Annotated in this window: 28 protein-coding genes and 1 pseudogene; 13 read left to right on the top strand and 16 right to left on the bottom strand. The window is 72.8% G+C overall.

Annotation, left to right across the window (positions count from 1 at the left end; translation table 11 throughout):
* Window positions 1–20: 20 nt before the first annotated feature.
* A complete protein-coding gene (locus tag H293_RS0106690) occupies window positions 21–683 on the top strand; it encodes a DUF4230 domain-containing protein (protein WP_020117112.1) in 663 nt (220 codons plus the stop codon).
* Here H293_RS0106690 and H293_RS0106685 read toward each other — a convergent pair whose 3' ends face one another.
* The 6 genes from H293_RS0106685 to H293_RS0106660 are packed head-to-tail and all read right to left on the bottom strand — an operon-like array spanning window position 684 to window position 4,412.
* A complete protein-coding gene (locus H293_RS0106685) occupies window positions 684–2,444 on the bottom strand; it encodes a complex I subunit 5 family protein (RefSeq protein WP_020117111.1) in 1,761 nt (586 codons plus the stop codon).
* Complete coding sequence (locus H293_RS0106680; RefSeq protein WP_020117110.1) at window positions 2,444–2,791, bottom strand: sodium:proton antiporter; 348 nt, start codon at window positions 2,789–2,791, stop codon at window positions 2,444–2,446. The genes H293_RS0106685 and H293_RS0106680 overlap by 1 nt, the downstream gene beginning before the upstream one ends.
* Window positions 2,791–3,531: a hydrogen gas-evolving membrane-bound hydrogenase subunit E gene (gene mbhE, locus H293_RS0106675; RefSeq protein ID WP_020117109.1), complete on the bottom strand. Its 741-nt coding sequence runs from the start codon at window positions 3,529–3,531 to the stop codon at window positions 2,791–2,793. Before mbhE ends, H293_RS0106680 begins: the two co-directional genes overlap by 1 nt.
* Window positions 3,528–3,788, bottom strand: coding sequence for a Na(+)/H(+) antiporter subunit B (locus H293_RS0106670; protein ID WP_007386563.1), 261 nt, complete (start codon window positions 3,786–3,788; stop codon window positions 3,528–3,530). Before H293_RS0106670 ends, mbhE begins: the two co-directional genes overlap by 4 nt.
* Window positions 3,781–4,233 carry a monovalent cation/H+ antiporter complex subunit F gene (locus H293_RS0106665; protein ID WP_020117108.1) on the bottom strand — a complete coding sequence of 151 codons (453 nt, stop codon included), beginning with the start codon at window positions 4,231–4,233 and terminating at the stop codon, window positions 3,781–3,783. The genes H293_RS0106670 and H293_RS0106665 overlap by 8 nt, the downstream gene beginning before the upstream one ends.
* Window positions 4,230–4,412 (bottom strand): hypothetical protein, encoded by a 183-nt coding sequence (locus H293_RS0106660; RefSeq protein WP_020117107.1) that lies wholly within the window; start codon window positions 4,410–4,412, stop codon window positions 4,230–4,232. Before H293_RS0106660 ends, H293_RS0106665 begins: the two co-directional genes overlap by 4 nt.
* Window positions 4,413–4,625: 213 nt before the next feature.
* Here H293_RS0106660 and H293_RS0106655 point away from each other — a divergent pair, with 213 nt between their 5' ends.
* Together H293_RS0106655 and H293_RS0106650 are read left to right on the top strand one after the other, a co-directional pair.
* Window positions 4,626–5,183 carry a VanZ family protein gene (locus H293_RS0106655; RefSeq protein ID WP_020117106.1) on the top strand — a complete coding sequence of 186 codons (558 nt, stop codon included), beginning with the start codon at window positions 4,626–4,628 and terminating at the stop codon, window positions 5,181–5,183.
* A 117-nt stretch (window positions 5,184–5,300) separates the two neighbouring features.
* Complete coding sequence (locus tag H293_RS0106650; protein ID WP_020117105.1) at window positions 5,301–6,536, top strand: glycoside hydrolase family 16 protein; 1,236 nt, start codon at window positions 5,301–5,303, stop codon at window positions 6,534–6,536.
* 9 nt (window positions 6,537–6,545) lie between these two features.
* Here the strand turns inward: H293_RS0106650 and H293_RS0106645 are convergent, their stop codons facing one another.
* Both H293_RS0106645 and H293_RS49175 read right to left on the bottom strand, forming a co-directional pair.
* On the bottom strand, window positions 6,546–6,782 hold the full coding sequence (locus tag H293_RS0106645; RefSeq protein WP_020117104.1) for a hypothetical protein: 237 nt from the start codon (window positions 6,780–6,782) through the stop codon (window positions 6,546–6,548).
* Window positions 6,783–6,948: 166 nt separating this feature from the next.
* Window positions 6,949–7,758, bottom strand: coding sequence for an SDR family oxidoreductase (locus H293_RS49175; RefSeq protein WP_020117103.1), 810 nt, complete (start codon window positions 7,756–7,758; stop codon window positions 6,949–6,951).
* 179 nt (window positions 7,759–7,937) lie between these two features.
* On the opposite strand from H293_RS49175, the gene H293_RS0106635 reads away from it, so the two are divergent.
* The 4 genes from H293_RS0106635 to H293_RS0106620 all read left to right on the top strand — a co-directional run bounded on the left by H293_RS0106635 (window position 7,938) and on the right by H293_RS0106620 (window position 12,122).
* Window positions 7,938–8,975 (top strand): PHP domain-containing protein, encoded by a 1,038-nt coding sequence (locus H293_RS0106635; RefSeq protein ID WP_033415293.1) that lies wholly within the window; start codon window positions 7,938–7,940, stop codon window positions 8,973–8,975.
* A gap of 38 nt (window positions 8,976–9,013) precedes the next feature.
* Window positions 9,014–9,670, top strand: coding sequence for an HAD family hydrolase (locus H293_RS0106630; protein ID WP_020117101.1), 657 nt, complete (start codon window positions 9,014–9,016; stop codon window positions 9,668–9,670).
* A 28-nt stretch (window positions 9,671–9,698) separates the two neighbouring features.
* A complete protein-coding gene (locus H293_RS0106625; protein ID WP_020117100.1) occupies window positions 9,699–10,868 on the top strand; it encodes an FUSC family protein in 1,170 nt (389 codons plus the stop codon).
* 294 nt (window positions 10,869–11,162) lie between these two features.
* On the top strand, window positions 11,163–12,122 hold the full coding sequence (locus H293_RS0106620) for an SDR family NAD(P)-dependent oxidoreductase (RefSeq protein WP_020117099.1): 960 nt from the start codon (window positions 11,163–11,165) through the stop codon (window positions 12,120–12,122).
* 10 nt (window positions 12,123–12,132) lie between these two features.
* Here the strand turns inward: H293_RS0106620 and H293_RS0106615 are convergent, their stop codons facing one another.
* Window positions 12,133–12,789: a M15 family metallopeptidase gene (locus tag H293_RS0106615; protein WP_020117098.1), complete on the bottom strand. Its 657-nt coding sequence runs from the start codon at window positions 12,787–12,789 to the stop codon at window positions 12,133–12,135.
* A gap of 113 nt (window positions 12,790–12,902) precedes the next feature.
* Between H293_RS0106615 and H293_RS0106610 the strand changes: the two genes are divergently transcribed.
* Window positions 12,903–13,931 carry an SDR family oxidoreductase gene (locus tag H293_RS0106610; RefSeq protein ID WP_028807610.1) on the top strand — a complete coding sequence of 343 codons (1,029 nt, stop codon included), beginning with the start codon at window positions 12,903–12,905 and terminating at the stop codon, window positions 13,929–13,931.
* A gap of 53 nt (window positions 13,932–13,984) precedes the next feature.
* Here the strand turns inward: H293_RS0106610 and H293_RS0106605 are convergent, their stop codons facing one another.
* The 3 genes from H293_RS0106605 to H293_RS0106595 all read right to left on the bottom strand — a co-directional run bounded on the left by H293_RS0106605 (window position 13,985) and on the right by H293_RS0106595 (window position 16,568).
* Window positions 13,985–14,227, bottom strand: coding sequence for a hypothetical protein (locus tag H293_RS0106605; RefSeq protein ID WP_020117096.1), 243 nt, complete (start codon window positions 14,225–14,227; stop codon window positions 13,985–13,987).
* 61 nt (window positions 14,228–14,288) lie between these two features.
* Window positions 14,289–15,569, bottom strand: a complete 1,281-nt coding sequence (locus H293_RS0106600) for an ROK family protein (RefSeq protein WP_020117095.1) — start codon at window positions 15,567–15,569, stop codon at window positions 14,289–14,291.
* A 6-nt stretch (window positions 15,570–15,575) separates the two neighbouring features.
* Complete coding sequence (locus tag H293_RS0106595) at window positions 15,576–16,568, bottom strand: phosphotransferase family protein (RefSeq protein ID WP_028807609.1); 993 nt, start codon at window positions 16,566–16,568, stop codon at window positions 15,576–15,578.
* A gap of 237 nt (window positions 16,569–16,805) precedes the next feature.
* On the opposite strand from H293_RS0106595, the pseudogene H293_RS59940 reads away from it, so the two are divergent.
* Window positions 16,806–16,943, top strand: a pseudogene (locus tag H293_RS59940) (diguanylate cyclase); the annotation flags it as partial.
* Here the strand turns inward: H293_RS59940 and H293_RS0106585 are convergent.
* Together H293_RS0106585 and H293_RS0106580 are read right to left on the bottom strand one after the other, a co-directional pair.
* On the bottom strand, window positions 16,886–17,785 hold the full coding sequence (locus tag H293_RS0106585) for a DUF3626 domain-containing protein (protein WP_028807608.1): 900 nt from the start codon (window positions 17,783–17,785) through the stop codon (window positions 16,886–16,888). The pseudogene H293_RS59940 and the gene H293_RS0106585 sit on opposite strands and share 58 nt — an antisense overlap.
* 67 nt (window positions 17,786–17,852) lie before the next feature.
* Window positions 17,853–18,860: a quinone oxidoreductase family protein gene (locus H293_RS0106580; RefSeq protein ID WP_020117091.1), complete on the bottom strand. Its 1,008-nt coding sequence runs from the start codon at window positions 18,858–18,860 to the stop codon at window positions 17,853–17,855.
* A gap of 140 nt (window positions 18,861–19,000) precedes the next feature.
* Between H293_RS0106580 and H293_RS0106575 the strand changes: the two genes are divergently transcribed.
* The 4 genes from H293_RS0106575 (at window position 19,001) to H293_RS0106560 (ending at window position 23,744) form a co-directional block, all read left to right on the top strand.
* Window positions 19,001–19,588 (top strand): CGNR zinc finger domain-containing protein, encoded by a 588-nt coding sequence (locus tag H293_RS0106575; RefSeq protein WP_033415292.1) that lies wholly within the window; start codon window positions 19,001–19,003, stop codon window positions 19,586–19,588.
* A 485-nt stretch (window positions 19,589–20,073) separates the two neighbouring features.
* On the top strand, window positions 20,074–21,351 hold the full coding sequence (locus tag H293_RS0106570) for an aromatic acid exporter family protein (RefSeq protein ID WP_020117089.1): 1,278 nt from the start codon (window positions 20,074–20,076) through the stop codon (window positions 21,349–21,351).
* A 35-nt stretch (window positions 21,352–21,386) separates the two neighbouring features.
* Window positions 21,387–22,409, top strand: a complete 1,023-nt coding sequence (locus tag H293_RS0106565) for a hypothetical protein (protein ID WP_020117088.1) — start codon at window positions 21,387–21,389, stop codon at window positions 22,407–22,409.
* 102 nt (window positions 22,410–22,511) lie between these two features.
* Entirely contained in the window at window positions 22,512–23,744 is a 1,233-nt protein-coding gene (locus H293_RS0106560) for a lactonase family protein (RefSeq protein WP_020117087.1), read from the top strand.
* On the opposite strand, the gene H293_RS0106555 is transcribed toward H293_RS0106560, so the two are convergent.
* Both H293_RS0106555 and H293_RS0106550 read right to left on the bottom strand, forming a co-directional pair.
* Window positions 23,712–24,437 (bottom strand): DUF2470 domain-containing protein, encoded by a 726-nt coding sequence (locus H293_RS0106555; RefSeq protein WP_020117086.1) that lies wholly within the window; start codon window positions 24,435–24,437, stop codon window positions 23,712–23,714. The two genes, H293_RS0106560 and H293_RS0106555, sit on opposite strands and share 33 nt — an antisense overlap.
* A 90-nt stretch (window positions 24,438–24,527) precedes the next feature.
* Entirely contained in the window at window positions 24,528–25,136 is a 609-nt protein-coding gene (locus tag H293_RS0106550; RefSeq protein WP_020117085.1) for a TetR/AcrR family transcriptional regulator, read from the bottom strand.
* Between the last annotated feature and the right edge of the window lie 19 nt (window positions 25,137–25,155).

Genomic DNA, 25,155 nt, shown 5'->3' with positions numbered 1-25,155 from the left:
GTAGGAAGGAGGGCCGTCGCATGACGACTCCCATCAGGCGCGTGTCCAGGCGCATGCCCGGCTGGGCGAAGATACTGACCGCCGTCGTGGTGGTGCTCGTGGTGTTCTTCGCCGGGATCCGGTTCAGTGTGCTCCCTGGCCTCAAGGACCTGTTCGGCACCGAGACCCACGACCGTACGGGTCCCGCACTTCTGGAGTCCCTCCAGGACATCAGCCGTTACGACGCCGCCTCCGGCAATTTCCAGGTCGTCGTGGACCTGGAGAAGGACACGAAGTTCCTGCCCGACGCGATCCGCGGCTCGCGCACCCTGTACGTGGGGGCGGGCGCCGTCGACGCCTATGTCGACCTCGGCAAGGTCGCCAAGAACGACGTGACGGTCAACGAGGACCGCACGGCCGCCACCCTGCATCTGCCGCACGCCCAGCTGGGCAAGGCCACGCTGGACGCCGACCGCTCCTACGCGGTCTCCAAGCAGCGCGGTCTGCTCGACCGGCTCGGCGACTTCTTCTCCGACAACCCCAACGGCGAACAGGCCGTGCAGAAACTCGCGGTGAAGCACATCACCGAGGCGGCGAAGGAGAGCGAGCTGACCAAGCGGGCCGAGACCAACACCACCAACATGCTCAAGGGACTGCTGAACTCGCTCGGCTTCAAGAAGGTCGAGGTCACCTACGGCACCTGATCAGCCGCCGAGCATGCCCGGCAGGGTGAGGGCGCCGAGCACGGTGGTGCCGACCAGCACCCACGCCACGTAGTCGCCGACGTGCCCGGACTGCAGGCGCCGTAGCCACAGCGCCCGGTCCGGTGCGGCGAACGCCTTCGGGCGGGCGACGGCGAGGAGGGCGAGGACCCCGGCCAGCAGGGTCGAGACCAGGCCCAGCAGGACGCCGGCCGGGGTCCAGTGGACGGACGTGAACACGCCCGCGGAACCGGTCTCGTTCACGGCACGCGCGACCACCTTCGCGAAACCGGGGGCCACGCCGACGGCGACGGCTCCGGCGAGCAGGACGGCGGGCACTGCGGTCATGGTGTCCGGGATCCGGCTGAGCCGGTGCCGGGTCTCGGGCCGCTCGCCGGAGCCGGTCGTCTCGTACCCGGAACCCGTCTCGGGCCTGGGTCCCAGGCCCCCGAACACCCGGGCGGCGACCCGCAGGACGGCCGCGGCGGTGACCGCGCTCGCCGCCACGTAGAGCACGGTGAGCGGACCGCCCACGGCCTCCTCGGTGACGGACTTGCCCAGTGCCGTGCCGAACGGCGGCAGGCCCGCGAGGCCGAGGGCGCCGAGGACGAACAGTACGGCGACGCCCTTGAGTTCGCGGGCCCTGCCGTGCAAGGCGTGCTCGTCGACGCTGCCGTAGCGGTCGAGGAGGATGCCGGTGCAGGCGAACAGGGCGGCCTTCACTCCGGCGTGGCCGAGGACGTACAGGGCGATCCCGTCGTCGGCCTCGGGTTTCAGGACGCCGATGCCGATGAGGAAGAGCCCGGTGTGGGCGACCGTCGAGTAGGCCAGGAGCCGTTTGATGTGCCGCTGGTACCAGCACATCACGGCGCCGATCACCGCCGTCAGCGCGCCCAGCGTGACAAGGGCCCGCTCGAACTCCGGGGCCGGGACGCCGCCAGGCCCGGAGAAGACCGTGCCGTACACGCGCCAGACGCCGAAGGTGCCGAGTTCGACCATGACACCCGAGAGCAGCATGCACACGGGGGTGGGGGCGACGGCGTGCGCGTCGGGGAGCCAGAAATGGAAGGGGACGGCGGCCGACTTGACCAGCAGCGCGGTCATGACCAGGACGAACGCGGCGAGGACCAGGGCGTCGGGGCACCCGTGCGCGTCCAGCCCCCGGCCGATCGCGTGCATCCCCAGCTCGCCGGTGCGCGCGTACAGCAGCCCGATGCCCATGAGCAGGGCGTAGGCGCCGAGCGAGGTGACGACCGCGAAGGTCAGCGCCCCCTGGACGGCCCTGGCCTCCTCGACCCGGTGGCCGGTGAGGGCGTACGCCACGACGCTCATCAGCTCGAACCACACGAACGCGTTGAACAGGTCGCCCGCGATGGCGAACCCGCACATGCCGCCCTGGAACAGCAGCAGGAGTGCGGGGAAGGAGCCGGCGTGGCCGCTGGGCGGTTCGTCGAAGTAGTGCCAGGAGTACGCCAGTGACGCCAGGGTGAGCAGCGAGGCGAGCGCCGCCATGCCGAGGCCGGGCCCGTCGCCGATCAGGACGATGCCGACGCTCTGTCCCTGCACGGGGGTCCAGCCGCCGGACCACTCCAGGAAGGGCGGCGAGGAGTTCAGCAGGAGGACGAGGGCGAGGGCGGCCGTGCCCGCGGAGACCGCGCAGCCGACGGTCTCGGCGACGGGCCGGGGAACCAGGCGGCCGCCGGCGACGAGCAGGGCGGCTCCGAGCAGCGGTACGGCCACCAGCAGGGGCAGCGAGGCGTCCATCAGCCGCGCAGCTCGGAGAGTTCGTCGGGGTCGACGGTGCCGTGCCGTTTGGAGATCTGCACGACGAGGGCGAGCAGCAGGGCCGTGACGGTGGCGCCGACGACCACGTCGGTCAGCGTCAGGGCCTGCACGACCGGGTCGACGACCGGGCGCGAGCCGGGTTTCAGGTCCGAGAAGACGGGGGCGGTGGCGCCGTCGCGGTAGCCGACGGCCAGCAGCAGGACATAGGTGCCGGCCTGGCACACGGACAGGCAGCCGACGGCGTGGATCAGGTTCCGGCTGGTGGCGAGGCCGTAGCAGCCGGTCAAGAAGACCCACCCGGCGACCAGATAGGGAAAGACGTCCATCACTTCCCGTTCCCCTCCTCGATCTCGACGGTCTGGTCCAGGAAGCGGGCGAGCAGGACGACGACCGCGCAGGCCACCTCCATGCCGACGGCCGCGTTCAGCAGGGGGACGGTGCCGCCGGAGGACAGCGTGTTGAAGGTGCCGTACGGCAGCACGGTGTTGGCGAGGAAGGCCGAGCCGCCGATCAGTCCGGCGAGGCCGGTGACGACGTAGGCGGAGGTCGCGATCGCGTCGCCGGTCTCGTACAGGGCGACCGGCCGGACGCGTTCCAGCGCGCGGTAGTCGGCGCCCAGGTAGAGCAGGTGCAGGGAGGTCGCGGCGACCACCCCGCCCTGGAAGCCGCCGCCGGGGCTGAGCTGTCCGTGGGCGATCACGTAGAGGCCGGTGAGGAGGGCGACGGGGAGCACGAGGAGGGAGTACCGGCGGACGGGACGGGCCACCTTCTCCGGGGCAGGGCGGCCGCGGTGTTCGTCGTGGGTCCGGCGCAGCAGGATCACGCAGCCGATGACGGCGGCGAAGAGGATGGTCATCTCGCCGAGGGTGTCGAAGGCACGCTGGTCGAAGTTGACGGAGGCGATGACGTTGGCGGTGCGCCGGGTCAGGGCGGCGTGGACGGCCCGGTCGCCGTAGGGGTGGTGGTCGCCGCCGAAGGCGGGCAGGTCGAGGGCGGCGGCCACGAAGAGGGCCGCCAGACCCGCCCCGCCCACCGCCACGAGCCACAGCCGGGCGCGTCGGCTCACCTGTGGTGTCCTTCCTTCTTGCCGCGCCGCCTGACCTTGTGGACGGCGAGCAGCAGCAACAGCGGGGTGAGCGCGGAGCCCACCGCCAGCTGCGACAGGGCCACGTCGGGGGCCTGGAGCACGGTGAACAGGACCGCGAGGACCAGGCCGAGCACGGACAGGACCAGGGCTTGGCGCGCGGGGTCGCGGACCGCCACCGCCGCGGTCGCGGAGAGGGCGACCAGGAGCAGTGCGACGACGATCACCGCGTCAGCCACGGCGGACCTCCGGGAAGGCGCCGGACAGGGCGCGTGAGGCGAGAAGGTTGCCGCCGATCAGCAGGGCTCCCACGACCAGCAGCTTGGCCATGGCCCGGCTCGGTCCGGTGGCCACGCACAGCGCGGGGACGACCACCGCGCCGACCGCGGCGGCCGCGTAGGTCAGGCCCCAGGCGCTCGGCGGGTCCGCTGCCAGTTCGTCGGCGAGCAGGCGGGCGAAGACGAGTGTGCCGACCGGGCCGAGCAGGGCGAGGACCAGGGCGAGATCGACGTAGGAGGGGCGGTCGTAGCCCTGGGAGAGCAGCAGGAGGGCGGGGCAGGCGAACGCGGTGCACAGGTTCTGCGCCACGACCCGGCGCCTGAGCGGCCCGGTGGCGACGCCCCACACGGTGGCGCCCACTCCCCCGCCGAGGACGACGGCCGCCGCGAGGATCCAGCCGTTCACCGTCCGGTCACCGCCCGCCGGGCGGCCCGGGCGGCCAGTGCGCCGAGGCAGGCGACGCCCGCGCCGACCGCGAGTTCCAGGGTGTCCACGGTGCTGATGAACACGAGCCAGAGCACGGCCAGCGCGGCCCACCAGCCGAGGAGTTCGGCCGAGGCGAGGAGTGTCGTGCGTGCGTTCATGCGCCACCTCCTCGGATCTCCGGCCGCGGGAAACGGCCGCGCGCCATCCAAACACCGGCTCGGGGGCGTGCGGTGACGGCGCGCTCGGTTCCCAGCCCGGAGTGCCCCGACCGTACGAAGGGAAACGTGAGCAGAGCGCGGGGCGGCGGCATTCTCGGGCTGTTCAGGGGTAACCGCCCAACGACACAGGGAAGTTGCAGAGTGGAGGAATCAATGGCCTGGGTGCTCTCACGTTCGCGAGCGGGGTCGGACGCCGGCACCGCCAAGACCGAGCCCGCGGCGAAGCCCGCCCGCCCACGGCGCAGTCCGCTCTCCCTCGTCGTCCGTTTCGTGGCGATGGTGTTCGCGTTCGTGTTCATGGTGGCGTTCGCCGTCGTCCTGGCCCGGCTGACCCTCGAACCGTCGCCCGCGTCGGTGGATCTGACGCACACCAACCTGCACCCCGGTGCCTCGCTCAAGGCCTATCTGGACCAGCCCGAGATGCGGGACGCCTTCAAGCAGATCGGCGGGAACATCCTGCTGGGCATCCCGTTCGGCATCCTGGTCCCGATCATCGCCCCGAAGACCCGCGGGCTGCTGCGGATCCTGCTGCTGACGGCCGTGGTGATGCTGCTGGTGGAGTTCGCGCAGGGTGCGCTGGTGGAGGGGCGGGCCTTCGACATCGACGACGTCATCCTGAACACCTCCGGCGCCCTGATCGGTTATCTGCTGCTGGGGCGGCGGCTGAGCCGGGCCGTGCACAAGAAGCCGGTCGCCAAGCCGGGGAAGTAGGAGTGAGGAGTACGGACCAGGCTCAACGTCTGGTCCGTACCAAAGTATTGACCACCCCTTAACTCACCCCTTAAATCAAGAGGCGACACCTTCACCCCCCACCCCGAAGGAAGAGCCGTGGCCGCCTCACGCCTGCTCCGCAGATGTCTCCTCGCCGCGCTGTCCGCCGTACTGATCTCCGCCGGGACCGCCGAGGCGGGCTCGCCCACCGCCTCCTCCGCCGCTGCCAGTGCCGCCGCGGTGACGTTCTCCGACACCTTCGACGGGCCCGCCGGAGCCGCCGTCGACTCCTCGAAGTGGCAGATCGAGACCGGGGACAACGTCAACAACCACGAGCGGCAGTACTACACGTCGGGCAACAAGAACGCGGCACTGGACGGCCAGGGTCATCTGGTGATCACGGCCCGGCGCGAGAACCCCGCGAACTACCAGTGCTGGTACGGCACCTGCCAGTACACCTCGGCCCGGCTGAACACCTCCGGGAAGTTCACCGCGCAGTACGGGCACGTCGAGGCGCGGATGAAGATACCGCGCGGACAGGGCATGTGGCCCGCGTTCTGGATGCTCGGCACCCCGGTCAACTGGCCGGACTCGGGCGAGATCGACATCATGGAGAACGTCGGCTTCGAGCCCTCGACCGTGCACGGCACGATCCACGGCCCCGGCTACTCCGGCTCGGGCGGCATAGGCGCCGGCTACTCCCTGCCGAACGGCCAGGCCTTCGCGGACGCCTTCCACACCTTCGCCGTCGACTGGGCACCGGACTCGATCACCTGGTCCGTGGACGGGAACGTCTACCAGCGGCGCACCCCGGCCGACCTGGGCGGCCGCACCTGGGTCTTCAACAAGCCGTTCTTCCTGATCCTCAACCTCGCGGTCGGCGGCTACTGGCCCGGCGACCCGGACGGCTCCACGGCCTTCCCGCAGCAACTCGTGGTGGACCACGTGTCGGTGACCACCGGCGACACGGCCGCCGGGGCGGCGATCCGGGGTCTGGCCGGCAAGTGCGTGGACGTGGCCGGGGCGAACCCCGCGAACGGGACCGCCGTACAGCTCTACGACTGCAACGGCACCGCCGCCCAGCAGTGGACCGTCGGCGCGGACGGCACGGTCCGCGCGCTCGGCAAGTGCCTGGACGCGGCGAGCGGCGGCACCGCGGACGGGACGCCGGTCCAGCTCTACGACTGCAACGGCTCCGGGGCCCAGCGCTGGACCGTCACCGGCGCACACGACATCGTCAACCCGCAGGCCGACAAGTGCCTCGACGTGACCGGCAACAGCTCGGCCAACGGCACCCGGCTGCAGCTGTGGACCTGCACGGGCGGCGCCAACCAGAAGTGGACCGTCGGCTGAACCTGCGGGTCAGTGCCGGGTCCAGGTGAACTTGTCGCCGCCCACCCAGCGCACCACCTCCGGGTCGTCCAGGTCGTGGACCGTGATGCCGAAGGCGGCGGCCGCCTCCAGCACGTCGGTGACGGCCCTCGCCTCGCCGACCACTTCCCCGTCGATCTCCACGATCCGGAAGGGCGGCGTGGTCGGCTGGACCCCGAGCACGATGATCCGCGGGTGCGCGATGTGCGGGCTGGCGATTTCGGTCATGGAACGAGCGTAGAACGCATCCCGCGGGAGGGAGAGGCGGGCGCCCCTGCTCCGGGTACGCGGGCAACCGGTCCCCGCCGTGCCCGCGGTGCCTGCGCGCGGGTACGACGGTCAGGGCGTCCTCATCCCCGGGCACACGGCCCGACTCGGTGCCGGTGCGCGGTCTTCAGGGGCGCCGCCACTCGTCGTCGCCGAGGTGCGAGCCGGCCTGCGGGCCCATGCGGAGCATCCCGCCGTCGACGCTCCAGGACGCGCCGGTGACGTAGGTGGCCTCGGGGCCGGCGAGGAAGGCGATCACGGCGGCGACCTCGCGGGCGTCACCCGGGCGGCCGAGCGGGATGCCCGGGCGCTCCTCGGTGTGGACGTCGGTGTCCTCCTGGCCCGTCATCGGGGTGGCGATCTCGCCGGGCACGACCGCGTTGACGGTGATGCCGTGCTCGGCGAGTTCCAGGGCCATGACCTGGGTGAGCAGTCCCAGGCCGCCCTTGGCCGCGCAGTACGGGGCCGCGCCGACCCGGGGCTGGTGCTCGTGGACGGAGGTGACGTTGACGATCCGGCCGCCGTCGCCCTGCCGGACCATGTGCCGGGCCGCCCGCTGGCCGCACAGGAAGGGGCCGACCAGGTCGACGTCGAGGACTTCTCGGACCGTGTCGAGCTCCAGGTCGAGGAAGGGCGTCATGGTGCCGGTGCCCGCGTTGTTGACCAGGACGTCGAGACGGCCGAGCCGGTCGCACAGCTCGTCGACGGTGCCGGCGGCGACGGGCAGCCGGGTGAGGTCCATCTGGGCCACGACGGCCCGCTGTCCGAGCGCGCGAACCTCCTCGGCGGTCTCCTCGGCGCCCTTGAGGTCGCTGTGCCAGGTGATCCCGATGTCCATCCCCGCCCGGGCCAGCCGGACGGCGGTGGCCCGTCCGATGCCGGAGTCGGCTCCGGTGATCACGGCCACCTTGCTGCGGGGAGCGGTGGGGGCGGACATCTCGGCCTCCTCGGGGTGGGGGTCTCGTCGGGCCTGACGAGGCGGCTGCCGGACGTCCGGGGTCCGGGATCCGAGGGAGGTCCGACGCGCCATCGCAGTACCCGGCGGCGAACCCGACAAACCGCTCGTCCGTCGTGCGGGCCCCGGGCGCCTGGGGAACTCTGGAGGTGGAGGTGGCGATGGATCCCGTCGAGGCCCTGGAACGGATCGCCTTCCTGCTGGAGCGGTCCCTGGCACCGACGTACCGCGTCCGTGCCTTCCGTACGGCGGCCCGGGTGCTGACCGGGCTGCCCGCGGACGAGGTGCGCGAGCGCGCGGCGGACGGGTCGCTGGAGTCGCTCAAGGGCATCGGCCCGAAGACGGCCCAGGTGGTGCGCGAGGCGCTGGCCGGAGGCGTGCCCGGTTACCTGGAGAAGCTGGAGGCGGAGTCCACCACGCCCCGGGCCCGGGGCGGCGAGGAGCTGCGGGCGCTCCTGCGCGGCGACTGCCATCTGCACTCCGACTGGTCGGACGGCGGCAGCCCGATCGAGGAGATGGGCCGCACCGCGGCGGAGCTCGGCCACGAGTGGGCGGTGCTGACCGACCACTCACCGCGGCTGACCGTGGCCCGGGGACTGTCCCCGGAGCGGCTGCGGGAGCAGCTGGACGTGGTGGCGGCGCTGAACGAGACCTGGGCGCCCTTCCGGCTGCTCACCGGCATCGAGTGCGACATCCTCGACGACGGCTCCCTTGACCAGGAGCCCGAACTCCTGGACCGCCTGGACGTGGTGGTCGTGTCCGTGCACTCCAAGCTGCGCATGGACGCCCGTTCGATGACCCGGCGCATGGTGGCCGCCGTACGCGATCCGCACGCGAACGTCCTCGGACACTGCACGGGACGGCTGGTGACCGGGCGGGGGCGGCCCGAGTCCGAGTTCGACGCGGACGAGGTGTTCGCCGCGTGCGCCGAGTCGGGCACGGCGGTGGAGATCAACAGTCGCCCGGAGCGCCTCGACCCGCCGCGCCGGCTGCTGCGCCGGGCGGTCGACGCGGGCGTGCTGTTCTCCGTCGACACCGACGCGCACGCTCCCGGCCAGCTCGACTGGCAGATCCTCGGGTGCGCGCGGGCGCAGGAGTGCGGGGTGCCGGCCGAGCGGATCGTGACCACCTGGGACCTCGGCGAACTGCTGGCCTGGTCCCGGGAGGGCCGGGTACCGGCCCGAGTGGCGGGCGCCTGAAGTGGTACCCGTGCGACCCGACAGCAAAGGAGCGGTACATGGAACGGGCGGCAGTGTTCGACGTCGACGGCACCCTGGTCGACACCAACCACCTGCATGTGACGACCTGGTGGGAGGCGCTGCGGCAGGCGGGCCACCGGGTGCCCATGCACGCCGTCCACCGGGCCATCGGACTCGGTTCCGACGACCTCGTCGCGCATCTGCTCGGCGAGGACCGCGACAAGGACCAGGACGAGGAGCTCAGCGCCGCCCACAAGGCCCTGTACGGGCAGTACTTCGACCGGCTGCCCGCCCTCCAGGACGCGGGCCGGCTGCTGCGGCATCTCGACCAGGAGGGCTGGCGGGTGGTCCTCGCCACCTCGGCGGGCGGGGCGGAACTGTCCGCGCTGCGCCGGGCGATCGGCGCGGACGACGCGATCATGGCCACCGCCAGCGCCGACGACGTCGAGCAGGGCAAGCCCGCCCCCGAGCCCGTCGAGCACGCCCTGGAGCTGGCCGGGGTGCCCGCCGGGCGCGCGGTCTTCGTCGGTGACACCGTCTGGGACATGCAGGCCGGCACCCGGGCGGGCGTGCGCTGTGTCGGCGTGCTGTGCGGCGGCATTCCCCGCGCCGACCTGGAGGAGGCGGGCGCGCAGGCGATCTACGACGATCCGGCCCACCTGCTGGCGTCCCTTGCGGACAGCCCCCTGGCATGACGTACCGGCCGCACGGAACCCACTGCTCATGACAGGTGTGACAGAAGCTCTCCGCCGACAGCCCCGTCCGACGCACGCCCTCCGGCAGAAGGCCGGTGCGGTCGGCCGGGCCGCCCGCGCCGCCTGCCGCGGGCCGGGGCGCGAGCGCGATCTTCTCGTTCAGTCGCTCAAGGCCTCGGCCGCCGCGATCCTCGCCTGGCTCGTGGCGGGCGTGTGGATGGGCGATCCGATGGCGCTGATGGCGCCCTGGGTGGCGGTGGTGCTGGTGCAGGCCACCGTGTACAGCTCACTGATCCAGGGCGCGCGGCAGCTGGCGGCGATCTGCTGCGGGACCGTACTGGCGTCGGTGGCACTGGCCGTCACCGGGAGCACGCTGGGCGCCGTGGCCCTGTCCGTGCCGCCGCTGGTGCTCCTGGCGAACTTGCCACGCTTCGGCGACCAGGGGATCTACGGCGCCACCACCGCCCTGTTCACCCTGGCCACCGGGGCCGCCGGGGCGTCCGCCGTCGGCCATCGAGTGGGACAGGCCGCGCTCGGCGCGGTCATCGGTGTCGCCGTCAACGCGTTCGTCCTGCCGCCGATCCATCTGCGGGACGTACGGGAGAACCTCGCGGCGCTGGCCCGGGAGGCGGGCGACACCCTGCACACCGTGGCCGGTGACCTGCGGGACGGTGAGTGGGACACACAGCGCTGGTCGCACGCCTCGGCCCGGCTGGAGCGCCGGCTGGGGGCGCTGCGGTCCGCCCGCGGCTGGAGCCGGGAGAGCCTGCGGCTGACCGCCGCCCCGCTGCGCGCCGTACGGCGGCCTCCCGCGTCGCTCCCGCCGGAAGAGGACGACGAGCGCTGGAGCCGGGTCACCGGGCACATCAGCGCGCTGACCCGGACCCTGACCGTGGCCGCCGACGAGGGCCGCGCGCCCACGGCGCCCGCCGGGCCCGTACTGGACTCGTACGCCGACCTCCTGCAGCTGATCGGCGACGCCTGCCACACGGAGAGCGACCGGCTGCTCGCGGCCGGCGGTGCGGGTCGGCGGGACGAGCACGCCGAGGCGGCGATGCGGGAGCTGCGCGGTCAGCTCCAGGACGGGCTGCGGGAGCACGCCGGACAGGGGGCCGAGGGCGCGACCGTGCTGGGGACCCTGCTTCTCCAGGCCGAGAACCTGTGGAGCGAGACCGTTCCGACCGGTCGGAACGGGTGACGCAGCTCACCCGGGAACACGCCGAACGGCGGAACACCACAGGGTCGTTGCCCGTTGAACAGACCGTGGGTGCGGATGGGACAGTGTCCCCGGGCCTCACCTTTTGCCCACAGGGACGATCGTTCGGCTGAAGCCCTGTGGAGCCTTTCGCCGAGAGGCGACCGCCATCCGTGCCCACCACTTGACCGCCCCGACCGTGATTCCCCCGTCCGGTCGGGGCTTCCTCTTGTCCGCGCCGGTGCCCGGCGGGGCGCGCTTGACTTGGAGAGCACTCCAATTCGTAGCGTTCCCGTCATGAGCACTGCACAGCACAAGATCGGTTCGGGGTTCGACGCCCACAGCACGGCAGACGACGTCCTCGCGGGCACGGACCTGTCCGGCAAGCTCGCGATCGTCACCGGTGGCTACTCGGGGCTCGGCCTGGAGACCACCCGGGCACTCACGAGGGCGGGCGCCCGGGTGGTCGTCCCGGCCCGGCGTCCCGACACCGCCTGGAAGGCCGTGGCGGGGCTGAACGGCGTGGAACTGGACGAGCTCGACCTCGGTGACCTGGAGAGCGTGCGCGCCTTCGCCGAGCGGTTCCTCGACTCGGGCCGCACGGTCGACTTCGTCATCGACAGCGCCGGGATCATGGCCTGTCCGGAGACCCGGGTCGGGCCCGGCTGGGAGGCCCAGTTCGCGACCAACCACCTCGGGCACTTCGCGCTGGTCAACCGGCTGTGGCCGGCCATCGAGCCCGGCGGCGGCCGGGTGGTCTCGGTGTCCTCGCGCGCCCACCACTTCTCCGGCATGCGCTGGGACGACGTCCACTGGCGGACCGGCTACGACAAGTGGCAGGCGTACGGCCAGGCCAAGACGGCGAACGTCCTGTTCGCCGTCCACCTCGACCGGCTCGGCGCCGAGCGCGGGGTGCGGGCCTTCTCGCTCCACCCGGGCGGCATCCTGACCCCGTTGCAGCGCCACCTCCCGCAGGCGGAGATGGTGGAGCGCGGCTGGATCGACGAGCAGGGCAACGTGCTCAACCCCTCCGGCTTCAAGAGCCCGGAGCAGGGCGCGGCCACACAGGTGTGGGCGGCGACCTCGCCCCAGCTGGCGGGGATGGGCGGTGTCTACCTGGAGGACTGCGACATCGCCGAGCCCGCCGTCGACGGCGACCAGAGCAGCGGCGTCAGGTCGTGGGCGACCGACCCGGAGCAGGCGGAGCGCCTGTGGACCCTGTCGGCGGAGCTGACGGGCGTGAACGCGTTCGCCTGAGCCGACGGCTCTACAGCCGGTCCAGTTCCTTCGTCCCGTACAGCGCGGCGGGTGCCCCCGTCTCCAGGGCCCAGTAGCGGTCGCCGTACGACCAGTGCCACCACTCGGTCGGGTAGTTGACCAGGCCCGCCGCGCTCAGTGCCGCACCCAGCAGGGCACGGTTGGCCTTCGCCTCCTCGGTGATGTTGCCGGCGCCCGTGTAGCAGGCGCCGTCGCTCTCCTCCGGGTTGGCGTTCATGGCGGTGCCCAGGTCGAGTTCGCGGCCGTCGGCGTCGGTGAGGGTGAGGTCGACGGCCGCGCCGGCGCTGTGCGGGGCTATGTCGGGCGGGGAGACATAGCGGCTGGCCGCGGTGTGGATCCGGTCCGCGGACCAGTCGGGGTGGGCGGCGCGCAGTTCGGCCGCGTACTGCTCGAAGTAGTGCCGCTGGAGCGCGGGCGGCCGGTAGCCCTCCACGAAGAGCAGGCGCAGGCCGTCGGGCAGCAGGGCCTGCGCACGGAGCAGCCGGTCGAGGACACCCTGGCGCAACTGGATCTCGGCGCCCAGGGAGTCCTCGTGCTTGCGGTCGTCGACCAGGAGGTGCTCGCGGACGTCCACGAGTGGTTCGCCGTTCTCCTCGACGGGGACGGCGGCGACTCGGGCGTCGGACATCAGGATGATCTCGCTCATGGGGTGATCATCCCGTGGCCGCGGACCGTGCCGTGCACCGCGTGCACCGCGTGCACCGCCGGAGGCCGGGTACTCGGGCGGTTCCCCGCCCCAGCGGCCCGAAGGAGCCGAAGGTGAGCACTTCAACCGGCAGCAGGATCGTGGTCACGGGCGCCACCGGCAACGTGGGAACCAGCGTGGTGCGCCTTCTCTCGGAGGATCCGGAGGTGGGCTCCGTACGGGGCCTGGCCCGGCGGATCCCGGACTGGTCGCCCGCGAAAACGGAGTGGTCCGCGGTCGACCTGTCATCGGAACGGACCGATCTGACCGAGGAGTTCACGGGCGCTGACGCGGTGGTCCATCTGGCGTGGGCGTTCCAGCCGACGCACGACCCGGCGATGACCTGGCGCACCAACGTCCTCGGCTCCATCCGGGTGTTCGAGGCGGTGGCGGCGGCCAAGGTGCCGACTCTGGTGCACGCCTCGTCGGTGGGCGCCTACTCGCCGGGCCCCAAGGAGCACGCGGTCGACGAGTCGTGGCCGACGCACGGCTGGCCGGACGCCGCGTACTGCCGGGAGAAGGCGTATCTGGAACGCGCCCTGGACACCTTCGAGCGCGACCACCCCGCCGTCCGGGTCGTCCGGATGCGCCCGGCGTTCCTCTTCAAGCGGGAGTCGGCGAGCGAGCAGCGCCGCATCTTCGGCGGCCGGTTCCTGCCGGGTCAGCTGGCCCGGCCCGATCTGCTGCCCTTCCTCCCCGATATTCCCGGCCTGCGGGTGCAGGCGCTGCACACCGACGACGCCGCCAAGGCCTACGCGCTGGCGGTGCGCTCGGACGTGCGGGGCGCCTTCAACCTGGCGGGCGAGCCGCCGGTCGACGCCGAGTTGCTGGGCGAGCTGCTCGGCGCCCGTCCCGTACGGCTGCCCCGCACCGCGGCCCGTTCGGCGATCGCGGCCGCGTGGGGTCTGCATCTGCTGCCCGCGTCGCCGCATCTGTTCGACGCGGTCCTGCGGCTGCCCCTGATGGACTGCACGCGTGCGCGTACGGAACTCGGCTGGCGTCCGGAGCACACCGCGACCGAGGTCCTGGAGGAGTTCCTGCACGGGATGCAGCAGGGCGCGGGGGCGCGGACGGAGCCGATGAAGGGCCGGAAGGCGGGCTGAGACCCCGGCTGACCCACGGCCCACGGGACGGCGGGTCGAGGCGGGCCCGTGGGTCAGCCGGAGGACTCCTCGGCGCCCGGGTGCTCGGGATGCACGGTGTCCGACCGCGGCGCCCCCTGCCGGCTGGTCCCCGCCTCGTCGGTGTCCGGGACGTCCTCCGGCTTGTCGGTGCCGGGCTCCTCGTCCGGGACGCTCGCGACCTCCCAGGGGTCCTCGCCCTCGCCCGCCTGCTGGTCCGGCAGATCCCGCGGGACGGGATCGCCGTTCTCGCCCGGTCCTTCGTTGCGGTGGTCCACGGCGTCCTCCGTTCGTGTTGATGGCGGGAGCGCGAGTACCTCCGCGCAGGTCGGCGAAACGTCAGTGCGGGGAGCGCTCCTCCAGGGCGGCCCGCCAGGCCGGTGCCGGTCCCTCGGGCGCGGGTTCGGGGCGCCGGCCGCCGCGGGCGAAGAAGTCGGCGAGCGGAAGGATGGCCGCGCCCACGGTGACCGCGTCGGGTCCCAGGCGGCCGAGGTCGACGGTGACCTTCTCCGCCGGGTACCGCAGCGCGTACGCCGTCGCGTGGCGCCGTACGGCGGGCAGGAACCGTGCGCCCAGCTGGAGCCCGGCCCAGCCGCCGACGATGATCCGCTCGGGCTGGAACAGGTTGATCAGGTCGGACAGGCCGGCGCCCAGGTACTCGGCGGTCTCCTCCAGGACGGCCAGCGCCACGGGGTCGCCCGGGCTGTCGTCGGCGGGGTGTGCGGCGGTGATCATGGCGGTCAGCGCGGTCTCCTCGTCGACGCCCTCGGGCGGCCGTCCGCCCTCCTCCCGCCAGCGCTCCAGCAGCGACTCGGCGCCCGCGTAGGCCTCCAGGCAGCCGAGGGCACCGCAGCGGCAGCGGCGGCCCCTGACCCGTACGGTCAGATGCCCCCACTCGACCGCGCGGCCGTGCTCCACCTCGGGCGTCACCAGGCAGGCGCCGACGCCGGAGCCGAAGAGGACCACGACGGCACTGCGGGCACCGCGGCCGCCGCCGAACCACATCTCGGCCTGGCCGAGGGTCTTGGCGCCGTTGTCGATGAAGTAGCGGACGCTGCCGGGCAGCGGGGAGCCGGTGCGCAGCAGTGCCTCCAGCGGGACGGCGTCCCAGCCGATGGTCTGGCCGTGCACGACGGCCCCGCTCTCGGGGGTGCGGGCCACGATGCCGGGCACTCCGATGCCGACGCCGAGCAGCGCCTCGGGCTCGATCGCGGCATCGGCGAGCACTTCGGCGATACCGTCGCGGATGTGCCCGACGATGGCCTCGACGTCGTAGCTCAGCTGGGTCAACGGCCGTTCGGCGCGGGCGAGTTCGGTGAGGGTCAGGTCGAACAGCTCGACGCGTACCCGGGTCTCGCCGACGTCGACGCCGATCATGTGGCCGCTGCCGGGCGCCACCCGCAGCAGGGTGCGGGGGCGTCCGCCGTCGGAGTCGACGCTGCCCGCCTCCTCCAGTAGGCCGTCGGCCACCAGGTCGGCGACGACGTTGCTGACCGAGCCGGAGCTCAGTCCGGTGACCGGGCCGAGTTCGAAGCGGCTGAGGGGTCCGTCGAAGTAGAGGCGCTGCAGCACGGCGGTGCGGTTGGCGCGTCTGAGGTCGCGTACGGTGCGTCCGTTCAAGGGTGTTCAGGCTCCCGTGACCCTGGCGAGGGCCTCGATCTCGTCCAGGGCGGCGACGAGTTCCGGGGCCACCGCCGACTGGACCCAGCGTTCTTTCTCGTCGTCGACCGCCCGGGGGACGGTCTCGGTGAGCATGATCAGGTAGAGGTAGGCGCGGTAGAGGGCCAGGCGCACCCGGGCGGGGACGTCGAAATCGGCCCGGCCGCCCGCCTCCCGGTAGCCCGCGAGAAACGCCTCGTCCTTCTTGATGTCGCCGAGCAGCGCCAGGGAGACGAAGTCGGCGAGGGGGTCGCCCCAGAACATCCGCTCCCCGTCGATGAGCCCGCCGACCCGAAGCTCCCCGTCGGCCGGGCGGTGCAGCAGGATGTTCCCGTCCCACAGGTCGAAGTGGACCAGGGCGGGAACCGTGATCTCGTCGAGGGCGGGGAAGCCGGCCCGGAGTGTGCCGGCCACCTGGTCGACGGAGCGCGGCAGTCGCGCCTCGTAGTCCCGGGCGTCGTCCAGGATCGCCTCGATCATGGTGGTGAACGCGGTCCGCCAGTCGGGGGCGAGCGGGCCGAGGGCGCCGGAGGGGTAGCCGAAGCCGGGCCCGGTCACCGTGTGCAGCCGCGCCACCTGTCGGCCCAACTCCCTTCGCAGCGGGGCGCGTTCGGCTTCGGTGACGGACGCGTCCCAGGGCTCGCCGGGACACGCCGTCATCAGCAGATGAGGTACGGCGGTGTCCTCGCCGAGGGCCACCACGCGTGGTGCCGCGACCTCGGCCACGACGGCCGCGCGGTAGAACTCCGCCTCGGAAAGCAGGAGTTCACGCTCGTAGCGCAGGCCCGGGACGGTGGACGCGGGCGGGACCTTGAGGACGTAGCGGGTGCCGTCGGTGAGCAGGAGCTCCTCGACCGAGTTGTACGTGCCGCCGCTCAGCGGCCGCAGGCCGGCGAGGAGGCCGGGGTCGAGACCCGCGCCCTCCAGTGCCCGCCGGGCCCACTCCCAGGAGTCCACCAACGTCCCGCCCCTTCTCTCACCCGGCGGCGTACACGTCCTCGATGTAGCGCCCGTCCCGCACCGGCCCGTCGAGCCACCGCTCGGCGGCCGTCTCGTCGGCGTCGGACATGTGCTCCCGGAACAGGGTACGGAATGCCTCCCGCACACCGGACGCCCTTCGTGATCCGTCTCCGCAGACGTACACACGAGCGCCGGCCCAAAGAAGTTCCCGGACCTCCTCGCCCGGGCTGACGACGGACGGACGGGGGCAGCTACCACCGGCGGCGGCTGTCGGCGCGGTGGTACGCGGGAAACCGTACGGCAGCGGTCGCGCGGGCCTACGCGCTCGGCGTGCTGACCACCGGCGTCCGGCCCCCGGTGACCTCCCCTGCGTGAGCCGCCCCCTCCGGGGCGCCGAAGCGGGCCAGCGTGTGCCAGACCATCTTCAGGTCCTGGAGTTCGTAGCGGCCCGTCCGGGCGGCGTCGCCGATGATCCGAGGATCGACCAGTCCGTCCTCGGCGATGCTCGCGCCGAGGTCGGCGTACTCCTGTCCGCGGTAGTCGGCGTGGCGGTGCAGTTCGGCCACGGTGATCCGGTGACCGGGGTGCCACTCGACGGGGACGGGCAGCAGGCGCGCCGCGGCCTCGACGGGGGTGTTCCGGTAGCTCGCGTCGAGGACGAGGGCCTCCACATCGCGGGCCAGGTCGACGCCCCCGTGCACCTGGGCCTCGATGTAGTCGTCGAGGGCGTCCCGCTCGTCGGCCTCCGCGAGGGCGATCAGGGACATGCCGGCGGCCACCCCGAAATCGACCGGCTCGGCCGCGCTGTCGGGGTAGCAGAAGGTCGCGCGGGCGAGCGATGCTCCGGTCAGCCGGAAGTGCGAGGAGCCGAACCGCGGGGCGGCGCCCACCACTTGACGGCGGAAGTTCAGCGCGCCGTACACGGGCCGCTCGTGGGCGTCCGCGTCGTCGTAGGCGCCGCCGAAGATCCGGCTCTCCCAGCGCCAGCGGTCGCCGCCGGGGTGCGCGGTCAGGCCGCCGTTGCTGGTGCCGGTGACGAACTGCGAGTGGTAGACGCCGTCCCGGGCGAGCGCCTCCAGGAGGGGCAGGCCGCGCGCCAGGCGGTCCGGGTGGAAGTTCAGCGTGATGCGCACGTCCGGGTCGACGGGCGGACCCTGCGACGCCGCCGCCACATGGCTCAGCGCCGCCCGCGCTCGTGCCGACCCGGCTGAACTCACCGGCGCCTCCCCGCTCACGACTCACCCACGCCTCAGATGATCACCTGCCGAGGTGGGCGCCCGCACCTCATTTGCTGATGTCCGGCCCGACGGCGAGCACGATCTTGCCCCGGTTGTCACGCCGTTCCAACCGCTCGTGGGCGGACCGCGCCTCTTCCAGGGGTACGACGGTCTCGATCGGTACGCGGTAGACGCCCGCGGCGACCCGCTCGGCCAGTTCTCGCAGGTCGGGACGCGGGTCGTAGCCGTGGATCTGCAGGTTGGTGAGCTGGAAGCCCAGGATCGAGGCGTTCTTGGGATAGAAGTCGCGGGTGTCGACGGTGCTCGGTTCCAGGGCGACGTTGGCCAGGGCCACCACCCGCCCGCCGTGGGCCACTTCGCGCAGGCTGCGCCCGAAAGCCCGGCCGCCGACCGTGTCCAGGACGACGTCGGCGCCCCGGCCGTCGGTGAGCCGCAGCACCTCCCCGACCTCGGCGTCGTCGGGGTGGGCGGAGGTGTCGAGGGTGATGTCGGCTCCGAACTCCCCAGCCCAGGCGGCCTTCTCGGCCGAACCGGCGAGGGCGATCACCCGCGCCCCGGTCCCGGCGGCGATCTGCACGGCCGCCGTGCCGACGCCGCTCGCCGCCGCCTTCACCACGACCGTGTCGTCCTTGGTGACGCGGGCGAGACGGCGCAGGCAGTACCAGGCGCTGAGCCAGGCGACCGGCAGGGCGGCCGCCCGGGTCAGGTCCACGGCGTCGGGAAGCACGACCAGATGGGTGGCGGGCACGGTGGCCAACTGGGCATAGAAACCGGACGACTTGCCGCCGTCCAGGGCCATGACCCGCTGTCCCGGAGTGACTTCGGTCACCCCCTCCCCCACCTCGACGACGACTCCCGCAGCCTCGACGCCCGGGACGAGCGGCGGACGCCCGGCACGGTGGTAGAGGCCGGCGCGGAGCAGCGCGTCGGCCCGGTTCACCCCGGCCGCGGCGATCCGCACCAGCACCTCCCCGGGGCCGGGCACCGGGTCGGGAACGTCGACCGGCACCAGTGCCTCCGGCCCACCGAAGCTGTCGATCCGCACCGCACGCATACCGCACCTGCTCCCTGCCCGGCCACCCGAGCAACTGACACCGGTTGAAGTGGTGTCACTCTCCGACACCGCTTCAACCGGTGTCAAGAGGGTTCGCGGCCATGACCCGACACCGCATGAACCGGTGTACTCTCGACGGCATGACCGGCAGCCCCGTCCCCGCCGACCCGGCCCTCGCGTTCCCGTTCATCGGCGGCCGCCCCTGCCTGGACTTCGCGGCCACCCTCGGCAAACGGCACACCACCCCGCTGGAGCGGCTCCCCGACACCGCCGCGCTCGTCCGCTGGTTCACCGAGGCCGAGTTGACGACCGACGAGGGCCAGATGCGGGTCACCGCGCGCGACCTGGCGGAGGCCCGTCTCCTGCGCGAGGCCCTGTACTCCCTGGTCCGCGCCGCGATGGCCGGGCGGGAGCCGGACCCGTCCGACGTGGCGCGGGTCAACGAGGCCGCCGCCCAGCCGGACCTCGCACCCCAGCTCGGCCCGGCCCGCTGGACGGCGCGCAGTCCGGCCCGCGCGGCGCTGGCGACGGTGGCGCGGGACGCCGTACTCCTCGTGCGGGGTTCGCTCCTGGAGCGGGTCAAGGAGTGCGAGAACCCGAACTGTTCGCTGCTGTTCCTGGACGACTCGCAGGCCCGCCGCCGCCGTTGGTGCTCGATGGACCGCTGCGGCAACCTCGCGAAGATCGCCGGTTACCGCTCCCGAAGCCGGGCCGCCGCCACTCGGTGAAGGCGGGTCAGGACAGCGAGGGCGCGGACCTCGGGATGGGCGCCGCCGATCCGGTGGGCGCGACGGGCCCTGCCTGGCCGGCCGGTGACGGGCCGCGGGTCGAGTGCCGTGGTCGCGGCACCGCACCCGGTTGGACCCGCTCGGCGCTGCCCTCGGCGTCCGGGCCGGCCGTTCGCGCCCGCATCCACGCCTGAGCCGCGGACAGGGGCGCCACTCCCGGTGCGGCCGTGCAGGGGGCGGCGAGCAGGGTCAGGATGGTGGAGGGCCGTATCCAGTCGCCGCCCCGCGCTTCCGCCCCGCATCGGCGCAAACCACCGTCGAGCGTGCTCTCGGGGATCGGCCGAGGTGGTGCCGGGTGTCCGCCGTCACTGCCCGGGGTCCTTGCTGTGAGCCGGACGCAGCCCACAATGGGGGCACGCTTGCGGACCGTCACAGTCCGTATACGCCGGCACCGGACGCCTACGTGGAAGAGGAACACACTGAGGATGCGAGAGGTACGTGAGGGGACGGCGTCCCTGGTGCGGTCCGTGAAACGGCGCCGGGACCCCGTGGTCGTACAGACACTGCGGTCGGCGGCCGCGGCGACGATCGCCTACGTCATCGCACTGCGGCTCAGCCCCGAGGCGGCCCCGCTCACCGCGCCCCTGACCGCGCTGCTCGTCGTCCAGGTCACTCTCTACTCCACGCTCACCACCGGCATCCGCCGGGTGAACTCGGTGGTCACCGGTGTCCTCGTCGCCATCGCCTTCAGTCTGCTGGTGGGCCTGACCTGGTGGAGCCTCGGTCTGCTGATCGTGGCGTCGCTGGTGGTCGGACGACTGGTCAAGGTCGAGGAGTTCGTGCCCGAGGTGGCGATCAGCGCCATGCTGGTGCTCGGGGTGACGACCGTCGGGGACACCGCCTGGGCACGGATCGTGGAGACACTGATCGGCGCGGTCGTCGGACTGGCCTGCAATCTGCTGCTCGCTCCCCCGGTGTGGGTGGACGAGGCCGGCGAGTCGATCGAGGGGCTGGCCCGCCGGCTGCGGAAGCTGATGCGGCGGATGGGCGAGGAGGCCGCGGGCCGTACGCCCGTGGAGCGGGCGACGGCCCGGCTGTACGAGGCGCGGGAGCTCGACCACGACATCGTCGAGGTGGACGCGGCCCTCCGGCAGGCCGAGGACAGCCTCAAGCTGAACCCCAGGGTGAAGGAGGGCCTGCTGCACCGGGTGGTGCTGCGCACCGGCCTGGACACCCTGGAGATCTGCACGGTCGTGCTGCGGGTCCTCGCCCGCACCCTCACCGACCTCGCCAAGGAACGCGACCCCTTCGCCGACGACCCGTACCCGCTCGACAAGGACCGGGCTCCCGAGCCCCTGTTCGGGCCGGAGACCGGCCGGACCGTGGAGCAACTGCTGTCCGAGATCGGCGACGCCGTGGTCAGCTTCGCGGTGCTGGTCACCACCCATGTGAGCGTGAGCGCCGAGTCCGCGGAGGCCCGCCTCACCGCCGAGCTGCGCCAGGCCTCGGCGACCCGCGACAAACTGGCCCAACTGCTCCTGGAGGAGATCCAGCGGGACACCCGCCAGTGGCACCTGCACGGGGCCGTGCTCACCGAGGTCAACCGCATTCTCGACGAGCTGGACACCGAGCACCGCTCCCGCCGTCTGCTGGAGGAGCTGGACCGTGCGTCCAAGGAACAGCGCGAGCGGATGCCGCACCTGACCCGGATGCAGGAACGCTGGCGCAGGAACCGCTCGGCACTCTCCCGTCGTTCCAGGTGACACAGGCACACCGGACAATCACAGGGGGCGGGTCGATGACCGACACGAGCGTGCGGATCGACGGGAACACACTGCGGCTGCCGGGCGGTGCGGCGGTGCGGTTCGTCCGCACCCTGCGGCTGCCCGAGACGGGCACGCATCCGCTGCCGCCGGGGCTCGGTGAGTTCCCGGTGCGCCGCGTCTGCGACTATCCGGACACCGTGCCGGAGCAGTGGCGGGCCCGCGGCGGGGTGATGCTGCCGGTGTATCTGCGCGAGGCCATGTGGCTGAGCTTCGGGGGCACCGTCGAGCCCGCCGCCCTCCAGGTGGGGGTGGGCAAGGTGTGCGCGGTCTCCGGGAAGCCGTGGAGCGACCGGCTCGCCCGTGACCCGCAGAACTACGTGGTGCTGCCCCGCCAGCCCTGGCTGGACGGCATCAACTCGGGCAAGGGGACGGTCCGCCAGTTCGTCGCGGTGCCGCTCGGGCTGGGCGCCACCGTCGAGGGGCAGGTCACCGGCGAGGAGGTCTGGGGCGGCGTCCAGCTGCAGTCGTTCCGGCTGGTCGAGGAGCGACTGAGCCAGTGGCGGCAGGCGCAGCAGCGGATGCGTTCGGCGAGCGGGCCCGCCATGGGCTACGGCGCGGCCGTGCCCATGGCCATGGCGGCGCCGGCCGCTCCGGGGGCCCCGCCCCGCAGCGCCCCCTCGATGGGGCTCGGCGTCGGCGGTTCCCTGCACCAGGAGGTCTACCGGGACGACCGGCCGCTGTCGGACTGGGCGGACACAGCGGCCGGGCGGGTCTTCGTGCACCTGGTGACGCCGCCCGAGTGGCGCCGCATCACCGGCGAGGCGCCCCCGCCGTCCCCCGTGGACCGGGCGGCCTACACCAGGGCGGGGCTGCCCTGGTTCGACTACTACGACCAGGACGCGGAGGATCTCGCCCCTACGGAACCGCTGGAGGGCGTGAAACCGGTGGGCGAGTGGCTCGGTGACGATCACGAGCCCTGGCAGCAGCCCACCTCGCAGCAGGTCAAGCCGTTGGGGGACGCGCCGGGCAAGCCGGTCGAGGACGGCGACTGGTAGGGGGCGGCGGGGCTCGGGTTGCACCGGCCGGGCGATCCGGGTGAAGGTGGCTGTCCAGGTCCGAGACGGTCCGACACCATCGATCACCCGGGGTGCGCAGGGATGAGCAGTGCGAACGGCGGCTGGAGCAGGCGCCGGTTCGTCGGCGTCCTCGCGGGTGCGGGCTCGGGGATCGCCGGCTGCGCCAAGTCCTCCGGGGCGTCACCGGAGTCGGCGCCCGCGCGGACTCCCGCCTCCCCCGGGACCACCTCCCCCGGTGCCGCTTCACCGAGCCGGGCGAGGACACCGTCCGCTCCCGCTTCGACCGGCCCCCGCCCCCTCTACCTCGGCACGTACACCTCCGTCGAGGGCGGCGGCGACGGCATCGGGCTCGCTTCCTATGACGCCGGCAGCGGCCGGATCACCGGCGCCGGCACGATCACCGGCCTCACCAACCCGTCGTACCTCGCCGTTCACCCCGACGGGCGCACCCTGTACGCGGTCGCAGAGCGCGATGCCGGTGCGGTGACCGCCGTACGCCTGTCCGACCGCAAGGTGCTGGGGAGCCGGAGCACCGGTGGGGCGGGGCCGTGTCATCTGTCGGTGCATCCGGGCGGGCGCTGGCTGCTCAGCGCGAACTACGGCTCCGGCAGTGTGGCCGTGCATCCCATCGGCTCCTCGGGTGCGCTCGGCGAGCTCAGGGATTCGGTCACGCACTCCAGTCCGGCGCCGGGGCCCGGCCAGGAGGGGCCGCACGCCCACCAGTTCCTCACCAGTCCCGACGGCGGCCACGTCCTTGCCGTCGACCTGGGCACGGACACCGTCTACAGCTATCGCCTCAACGAGCGGACCGGCACCCTCACGGAGGTCTCGCGGGCCCGGGCCCGGGCGGGCGCCGGGCCGCGCCATCTCACCTTTCATCCCGGGGGCCGGTACGCCTATCTCGCCAACGAGGTCGACAACACGGTGGCGGTGTGCGCGTACGACCGCAGGACGGGCCGTGTCTCCATCGGAGGGCCGCAGTCCACGGGGACGGGCTCGGGCACGAACTACCCGGCGCAGTTCCTGGTCACCGCGAACGGCGCGTACGCCTATCTCGCCAACCGGGGCGACAACAGCCTCACGCGGTACGCGGTGGAGGCGGACGGCGCCCGGCTCAGGCTGCTCGACACCGTGCCGGTGCACGGTGACTTCCCGCGGCAGATCGCCTTCTCCCCCGACGGCGGGCTGCTCTTCGCGGCGAATCAGAGGTCCGGCACCGTCAGCGTCTTCCACGTGGACACGTCGAGCGGTGACCTGCGACTCGCCGGAGAGCCGTTCGCCTCACCCGTCGCCGTCTGTGCGCTGCCGCTGTAGGGCACGCGGGCAGGACGCGGCGCTCGCCTGGGTGAGCAGCACTTGCATGCGCTCGGTCAGCCGCGCCACGTCGTCGGCGGGCGCGTGGAAGGGCAGCCGTACGTCGCCGTGGGCGCGGGCGCGCTCGATGCGCAGGGTCAGTCCGTGCCGGTCCACGGCGAGAGGCTGGACGCGGACCGCGCCGTGGAGGCTGTCGGGGTCGACGAGCCTCGTGAGCCGCTCGACCGCGTCGGGGTGGCAGTCGGCGAGGTGGGTGAGCAGCCGGGCCTCGGCTGTGGCGAGCGGGTCGGGTGCGGCGGTGGCGAAGTCGTCGAGGTCGACGACCACCGCGCCGGAGGGACGGCGCAGCACCACGCGCGTGGCCTCGAACTCCAGCCGGCCGTCCCTGGCGGCGAACCAGCCGGCGATCCACAGCCGGGCGCGGATACGGCTGCGCAAGGGAACGGGTGCCACGTCGGCGAACTCCAGGACGGCGGACGGCTCGCCGCGGGGCGCACAGATCGCGGCCGCGACCAGAGTGCTGTCCTCGGGCACCTCCAGGGTCACCCGTCCGTCCTCGGCGACCGTGTGCGCGCCGACGAACTCCTCGCGGCCGCCCTCGGCGGTCACCGCGCAGGACCACGCGGCGGTGAGCACCGACCGGGCGTGTTCCGCCGCGGAAGGCGCGGCCGTCCAGGTTTGGCTGTCACCCATCCATTGCCTCCTAAGGTAAGCCTTGCCTAACTTAGCGAAGATCGGCGACGAAGCCAACCATGGAAGGCGTGACGGACGTGCTGATTCCGGTCAGGGCCTGAGAACGCCGAGCAGGGCCCGCGCGCACAGGTCGCGCACCTGTTCCCGGGAGAGGTCCGCACCCCGCAGCCACTCCAGGCAGACGGCCGTGGTGAAGGCCAGCCAGCCCCGGACGGCCAGCTGAAGGTCGGGGCGCTCCTGCGCCTGTGCGCCGAACTCCGGATCCGCGGCCAGCGCCGCCAGGATCTGCCGCTCCTGTGCTGCCAGTGCCCGGTGATAGACCCGGCGCACGGCCTGGTCCCCGGCGGCGTCGGCGCGATGGAAGGCACGGAAGCCGTGGGCGTGGGCGTGGACGTACTCCAGATACGTGTCCAGCCCCGCTGTCAGCTGCTCGCGCACCGGGACGCCGGGCACGGCCGCGGTCATGGCCAGCATCCGCTCGCTCTCGCGCTCGACGACCGCCGCGAAGAAGTCCTGCTTGGTCGAGAAGTAGTGGTAGAGCAGCCCGCGCGAGACGCCGGCGATCTCGGCGACCTGCTCGATCCACACGTCGTCGTACGGACTCTCCGAGAACAGCCTCGCCCCCACCGACAGGAGCTGCTCCCGGCGCTCCCCGGTGCTGAGCCTGCGACGCGCGCGCTCGCCCTGCTTCCCGGCCATGCCCGCACTTTACTTGACG

This window comes from Streptomyces canus 299MFChir4.1 (assembly GCF_000383615.1).
GTDB lineage: Bacteria > Actinomycetota > Actinomycetes > Streptomycetales > Streptomycetaceae > Streptomyces > Streptomyces canus_C.
This window is presented reverse-complemented; position numbering and strand designations above follow the sequence as displayed.